Annotated in this window: 1 protein-coding gene; it reads right to left on the bottom strand. The window is 53.6% G+C overall.

The window, feature by feature from the left end:
* Positions 1-33: 33 nt before the first annotated feature.
* Positions 34-7,920, bottom strand: coding sequence for an SDR family NAD(P)-dependent oxidoreductase (locus tag ACKKE8_RS25385; protein ID WP_409175461.1), 7,887 nt, complete (start codon positions 7,918-7,920; stop codon positions 34-36).
* Between the last annotated feature and the right edge of the window lie 27 nt (positions 7,921-7,947).

The following is a 7,947-nucleotide window of genomic DNA, read 5'->3' on the forward strand; positions in this document are numbered from 1 at the left end:
GACGTTCCAATTCTTCCTTTTTCATGTCCATCCTTACACCTCGATATCGAAAAAGTACTGCATAGCCTCGCTTTTGGACATTTCGCCGCGCGAAACTCTCTCCAAAATCACGCGAAGCTGGGTTTCCCCGCTTCCGTGGACGGAGGATTCGCCATCATCCGTTCCATAATCGAATGCGTAATGGGGAAGATTCACTGTTCTCGCTGCAGGGTGATGCCTTAGCCTTTCCAAATCTACGGATCTTCCTTGAACCCATTGAAGGGCAATCCGGAACAGCTCCCCAGCATGATCCTGCCGTTGCGGGTTTACCACTTGTACAGATTTGCCCAGCCTGCAATTTGGCGAGATGAACATATCCGGGTCACGCACTTCTTCCCCTGCTCTCAACGCTTCCAGCTTCAGTCGCAGATCGTCAACAGAACGATAAATGATAGCCAAACGGTATTCCAAATCGTTGTTAATCCGAATGAGCGAGTCCGAAAGCGCTTCTGCCGAGAGATTGCGTTCCTCGCTTAGCAGTCGTAGCATACGATCCGTATAGCTTCGTAAGCTATATTCGGTTTTGGCCGACCAAACGGCCAGATACTCTGACGGCGGGTCAATAGCCGCATCCGCCCCAGTTTCTGTCCCGATGCGCGGACCGATATACTCTTCAACTATAAGCACGGCATATGAACCGCCAGCACCGAACGAATTGATCATACTCCTACGTGGGAGCGGGTTCCCATTTGACGGGTCAACCTTCTGCTCCCAGGGCTCGAATTTCTCCTGCAAGTAAAAAGGCGTGCCTTCCAGTTTAAGATTCGGATTGCGCACGTCAGCATGAATCGATGGAACGAGCATGCGATATTTCAATTGCAGCAGCACTTTACTGAGCTGCGAGATGCCGGAAGCCGCTTCAAGATGCCCGATGTTGGATTTGACTGAGCCGATGGCACAATATTGCTGCTTGTCGGTAAATCGCGAGAAAGCGCTACGTAAAGCCGCGACCTCGATGGAATCACCCAGCGGCGAACCGTTAGCCGCGCACTCGACGTAGGTGATCGATTCGGGATCGACCCCCGAACGCTTGATTGCCGATTCCATGAGCTGTGCCTGCTGCTTCGGATCGGGGACGCTATATTTTTGCCGGCCGCCGCCATGATTAACGCCGCTATACGTGATGACCCCGAGGATCTGGTCTCCGTCACGTTCGGCCAGCGAAAGCGGTTTTAGCAGCACTGCCCCGACGCCTTCTCCGGGAACATAACCGTCACCGTCGCCGAACGATTTGCTCTTACCGCCGGTCGCGAGAAAATTGACCTGCTCCAGCGCCTCGTATTTGGACACGTCAAGCGTCAGGTTGACTCCGCCGGCAACAGCCATGGAACACCCGTTCTGCCTAAGGCTTTCGCAAGCGAGATGTATCGCGGTAAGCGAACTGCTGCAGGCGGTATTGACCGTTAAGCTAGGACCTGTCAGGTTGAAGAAATGCGATGTCCGGTTTGCGATCTGCCAATCGGTCCGATTTGAATGAAGCGCCGCCTGCTCCAACGACGGCATCTGCCAGCCATATTGGCTGTACATCGTTCCGGCAAACACGCCGATACCGGCCTGCTTTCGGTTCTGCCAATGCTGTATCGCCGATTTGGAATAACCTGCGCTCTCGAACGTTTCCCAGACCGTCTCGAGGAAGAGCCGTGCTTCCGGTGGAAGATCCCGGGCTTCTTCGGCATCCATTTCGAACAACTGATGGTCGAAGCGATCGACCGCATCTAAAAACCCGCCGTAATACGGGGCCTTCTGTTCGGTTTCGTTGACCAACGACCCCCGAAGCAACGTTCGGCACCATCGGTCAGCAGACGCTTCCGTGATGCAGTTCTCTCCCGACCGGAGCCGCTCCCACAGCTCCTCCAATTGATTAGCTTTTGGGTATCTGCCCGCTGCCCCGATTATGGCGATACCTTCCTGCTTCAAGGCATTCGAATTCACATCCTGCTGTTGCGTATCGACAAACGCTTCACGGACAGAGACCGGGGCTGGAGGCTGCTCCATAACATCCGCCTGCCATGATTTTCGAATCTGTTCCGCATATTGATCGGCCAAATAAGCAGCTGCCTCACGGACAGTGTTATGTTCAAAAAGGAGCGTTTTGGGCAACTCTCCGGTCAGCTTCTCCAGCTCGCGGATCAGATCCAGCTGCATGATGGAATCCATGCCGTATTTATCGAATGCCGTATCGGAGTGAATATCGTCCGCAGATATTCCGATAATACCGGCCAGCTGCTGTTTTACCCATACCGTTAATTCGTCCCGGAGCACCGCGCCATGATGATGAGCTTTAGGTTTCTTTGGACGGGCAGGACGGTTCACCAAACGGATGTAGGCCCTTAACCGTTCCGGATCGCCATGCATGAAAAGCAGTTGATCCCGGTCGGTGCCAAATGCCCGGTACAAAGCCTGCATACCGTTCATTGCCTTCATGGGAGCCATACCGATCCTGTCTTTTAGGCTCTGCTCCGTTTCGCGGGTAATTCGCATACCGCCATCTTGCCATAATGGCCAGTTAATAGAGAGCATTCTGCCTTTACGACCGCCAACGGATGATTGACCGTTTCGATATGCAGCGTAGGCATCCATAAAGCCGTTCGCCGCAGCGTAATCGGCTTGTCCGTAATTGCCGAGCACAGCCGCTGCAGCGGAGAATACAAGCACCCAGTCGACTTCCAGCTCCCGGGTTGCGTTATCCAAATGGACAACTCCCTTTACCTTCGCACCCATAACATCAGCAACCTGAGTCTTGGTTTTATGAATAAGAAGACTGTCTCTCAGCAAGCCTGCGGCATGAATGATTCCGTTCAGCCGACCGTACTTGGACCTAACGGCTTGGATGACGGCAACGGTCTGCTCCTTATCGGATACGTCCATCTGCATGTACATCGCTTGTGCGCCTAACCTTCCTAACGCGGCAAGCTTCTCATGGATCGCTGCACCGGCCGGCTTTCTTCCGGCAAGCACAAGCGTCGGAGAGGCGACTTTCCCTGCGATCTCCTGGGCGAGTGCGTAGCCCAGCCCGCCGGCACCGCCTGTAATGAAATAAACGCCCTCATGCTTCCACGGAATGTCCACCGCCGAAGGGATCTCCTCTCGTTCAACCCAATGCTGAACCTGTCGAACTCCCTTGCGATAACGAATCATAAAGTCTTCTGGGCAGCTCTTGTTCTCGAGAAGCTTCCGAATTAAGTCCTCCGCTCGAACATTTTGTTCCAGCTCGATGTACTGCCCGATGAAACCGGAATACTCCAGACATGCCGTCCGAAGCAATCCGGTCAGACCTCGGAACAGCCAATCGCTTTCCGAACTGAACGAAGCAATCTGTATCAGCGCCTCCCCGTGAACGCCTTCCGAATAGATGGATTTGAGTTCTTCCATCATTTGAACGGCGTAGGTCTCATAACGCTCCGTTATTTCCGCTGCACGGCCTGCGCTAAGCGTCACATATCGGGTCATGCGGCCGGCTTCCGATTGTACGAAGTTGACGATCGATTCATTCGGTTCGCATAGGAAGACGATATGCCGCGATGCTGTTTCGGAGTCGTCTTCATGGACGGCCTCCTTTTCTACCCATACCGGCTCCCACAAGAGTGTTTCATTTCCTTGTTCAGCTGCTATGTCTTCCAATTTGGGCTCCCGAAATGCTAGACCAATAAACCGTGCACAAACGTTCCCTTGTTCATCGCACAAATCAATGTCGGTCTGCCGGGTCCGTTCATCGAACGGCGCATTCGCGCTCCGTCTTATATGGGCCCACATGTCCGATGTACAGCTCTTATAAATACGAAGCTCCTTAAGTGCAAAAGGAATGACCGATTTAATCCGGTCAAGAACGCTGCTTCTGTCCGCGGGGTCCGCCGTAGCTACGACACCCGCTGCTTGAAGCGCTGCATCCAGCATGCCGGGATGAAGCCCGTAATGACTGGCCGTTTCCCGGGCGGCAGCCGGCAGCCGAAGCTTGGCCAGCGATTGTTCCTCGCCGATATATAGGCGTTCGATGCATTGGAAGGTCGGACCGTAATGCATGCCGATCTGCCTGAAAGCCGTATAACACTGCTGTGCATCCAGCATCGCCAAGCTGCACTTCTGCCGGATTGCGTCCAGGGTTACATTCTCCGCGCGAGAAAACGGTACGACCGCGGCTTTGCCTTGGTGGCAGCGTACCGCTTCGTCCTTGTCGGCAGCTGATGTGGCGTATATCCCATAGTCAATGGTACCGTTATCTCCGGTTTCCATATGAATTTCAAGCTCCGTATGCGGACCGTCCACGCTATAGGGCCGGGTCCAGAACAGATCCTTCAGCCTGATTTCATAGTCTCCGCCGCTTGATCCAAATGCCATCCCGACAGCGGCTCGGGCCATCTCCAGAAAGGCTACACCCGGTAATAACGATCGTCCCATAATGACGTGATCCGCCAGAAAAAACTCGTGGCCGGTGAACGTGGTGCGAAAGCCTGTTCCTTCAACCGCCGGCATTTTACGATGAAGCAGCGGATGCAGGACGGCGCCCTCCGGCGGTTTTGTCCGGACAGCTGGCCTTGCGGTGGATTCAGGCACCCAATAACGTTCCCGCGCAAACGGATAAACAGGAAGCGCCAGCCTGATGTAACGGCCATCCGCGAATAAACGGTCGAATGACATCTCATAGCCTTGCGTATACAGCTCCAAAATCGACGCAATCCGTTCCAAATAGTTGATTCGCTCGGTTTCCCGCGCACACGCATCCATACAGGCATAGCCATAATGATCGCTCGGGAGCTCCTCTAGAGGCAGCTGTGCTCCGGGATCGGATTGAAAAAGGTCTACGGCTTGCCCGTTCTCCAGCCATGCGGTCAACCGCTCCGCCAATTGTCCAGCGTTCTGCACGATGCAGGCGAGCCTGTGCGGAAAGTGCTTTCGGCCCAGAAGAAGCGTAAAGCTTACATGTCCAAGATCGACATCCGGTTCGCCTTTAACGTACGCCATCATTTGTTCCGCTTGCCTGCGCAGTTGTCCGGCTGTCCGCGCCGACAGTGCGATGAGGTAGGCGGGCTTTTGCGTACGCGGCGGCGCCGTATCCGGAGCCTCCTCGATTACCATATGGGCGTTCGTTCCGCTAAATCCGAATGCGCTAATGGCGGCTCGTCGTTTCCCCCCTGCCTCAACCTCCCAATTCTTCAGCGATGTATTGATGTAAAATGGACTATCAGATGCCTCTATGTTTCCATTTATCGATTGAAAATGCAGCGAAGGAGGCAGCTTCTGATGCTTCATGGCCAGCAAAATTTTCAGCAAGCCCGCAATTCCTGCTGCCGCTGTCGTATGTCCGATATTCGTTTTGACCGAACCCAATGCGCAATATCCGGTTTTGCTCGTATGCTGACGGAATGCCCGGCTGAGCGCTTGGTACTCGATCGGATCGCCCAACCGGGTTCCTGTCCCATGCGCCTCGACCAACTGGATGTCCGCCGGGTTAAGACTGAATGAATCATAAACCTGACGCAGCAGCATTTCCTGAGACCTCGCGCTTGGTGCCGTTATCCCATTTGTTGTCCCGTCTTGATTCGTGGCGCTACCGCGGATGACGCCATAGATGGAATCGCCGTCTTTCAGCGCATCCGGCAGCCGTTTCAACACAACGACACCTACACCCTCGCCCGGAACGAATCCGTTGGCACGGTCGTCGAATGTATAGCATCGCCCATCTGCGGAGAGCATTCCAGCCCGGGTTGCGCTAATATAGAAGCCTGGCGTAGGCTGAAGAAACACCCCTCCGGCAATAGCGGCCTCGGTCTCCCGGCTCCACAAGCTCTGACAAGCCAAATGGATGGCCACAAGCGAGCTGGAGCACGCGGTATCTACCGTTACTGCAGGCCCCTGCAGATTGAGATAGTACGATAGACGTGCGGGAATAACGGACCCTGCGTTACCCCACATCGCTTGTGCCGGAGGCCGGTCCTCGATCAGCTCGGCGTAATAATTCATATTAAATCCGGCATAAATCCCGCAAGCTCGCCCATCCATTCCCTTTCCGGCATAACCGGCATGCTCCAGCGCCTTCCAGGTCTCTTCCAGAAAAAGCCTTTGCTGCGGGTCCATATAGGCAGCTTCCGTCGGGGAGATGTTAAAAAATAACGGGTCAAAAAGATCGAATCCTTCGATGAAGCTGCCGAAATTGCAGAAAGAATCGTTCTCCATATAAGAAGACAAGTCCCAACGCGTCACCTTCTCCACGAGGTCGTCGCCATTTTCCAAGTGCTTCCACAATTCCTCAAGTGTATCCGATTTGGCAAATTTACCGCTCATGCCGATGATAGCGATCGGCTCTTTATAAAAGGCCTCTCCCAACTGGTCTGTATCATAGGAGGAAACGGTTTTCTTCTCTTGCTGCACGGGCGGCTTTCGATGACCTGCCTCTTTATCAGAGGACATGTAAGGTACGTTGCCATCAGTTTCTGTTTCTGCCCATTGAGCCGTAATAACCGGACCGAAAGCACTCCACAAATAATCGGTCAATTTCCGGATCGAGCTGTAATCGAACAAAATCGTCGTGGGTAAGGCGGTCCCCAAGACGTTGTTGATCTGCTTAACGAATTGAACCCCGGTAATGGAATCCAAGCCGTAATCGGAGAACGATTCATCCGTATCGATGCGCTGTTTGTCGAGCTTTAGCGATACGGACAAGTTATCCATTACTATACTCCGGATGCGGCGTTTAACTTGTCCTTCGTCCATTGCTTCATGTACAGAGACAGAGTCCTTCCCCGTCTTCTGCACCGTGATGGTAGCAGAACCGGCTGCTGCCTCCATCCCTGCAGCATCAGCTTCGCTGATTCGCGCTTGGCGAACGATACCGTCGCTTTGGGCAATAATGATCTGCTGCCCCAGCGCATGAGCTTCCTCAACGGGGAACAGCACGTGCTGAAAGCCCTCTTGACTCAGAACCCTTCTCCAGGTTTCCGGGTAAAGGCCTGGACAGCCCGGGATCCGAATCATATGATCCTCATATAGCCACCACCCTTGCAGTAGCCCGAATGTCAGATGGGCAAACAGCGAATTGACGCTGATCTCATTGATGAGCAGCAGACCGTTTTTTTTCAGCAGCGTCTTGGCGTTTCTGAGGGTTGACCGAATATTCGCCGTCGCGTGAAGCACATTTGACGCAAGCACAAGATCGTAGACGCCAGTTTGAATTTGCTGCTCGGCGCAAGGCTTCTCGACATGATAGAGCTGGCAGGACAAGTATGGCGCCTTCGTTCCAAAGACGGCTTCAGCATGCTGAAGAAATCCCTGCGAAATGTCCGTATACTTATATTCCGCTATCCGGTCCTGATACGGCGTAAGCTTACGGATCACCATGGCGCTCGTCCCGCCTGTGCCCGCACCGATTTCCAGCAAGCGAAACCGCGCATGCGGATTTTGTTTCAAACTTGCTTCGATATAGGCAACAGCCGCATTAGCCATTCCCTCATTAAAGTAATCCGCAATCTCATTGTCTTTATAAATACCTTCAACCAATTCCATGGAAGAGTTAGGAAAAAGGACATCTGTAGCTGGCAGCTTGCCTGTTAAGATGTCCGGGAGCCGATGAAGCACCGCATCAAGCAAGGTGACCCGCGCGCGCAAGCTCGAATCTTCCAGCCAGGCCTGTTTGCAGTTATTCCACTCGCTCCATGCTGTTTCCAGCCCGGTGCCTCGATCGTTAGCAAAATAAGCCGTATCCTTCATCCTCAGCCAGCCGTGTTCTGTCAGAACGGCCAGGGTGTGCTCAAACCAGCGCTCATATTTACCGTCTATTCCTGCTGCTGCCATTGATGCGGACGTAATAGAACCGGCTTCCGCAAATTCCCCCATGGTTCGAAGCTGCTGCCATAGCAGCCGGCATAGCAGTTCTTCCATTTCCCTCATACAGAAGCCTCCATCTCCGATTTTTTC

This window comes from Brevibacillus fortis (assembly GCF_046196545.1).
In the GTDB taxonomy this organism is placed as follows: domain Bacteria; phylum Bacillota; class Bacilli; order Brevibacillales; family Brevibacillaceae; genus Brevibacillus; species Brevibacillus fortis_A.

What these genes read in the sequence shown, in the direction of transcription:
- ACKKE8_RS25385 (WP_409175461.1), bottom strand. Translation starts at nt 7,920, where the DNA reads ATGAGGGAAATGGAAGAACTGCTATGCCGGCTGCTATGGCAGCAGCTT.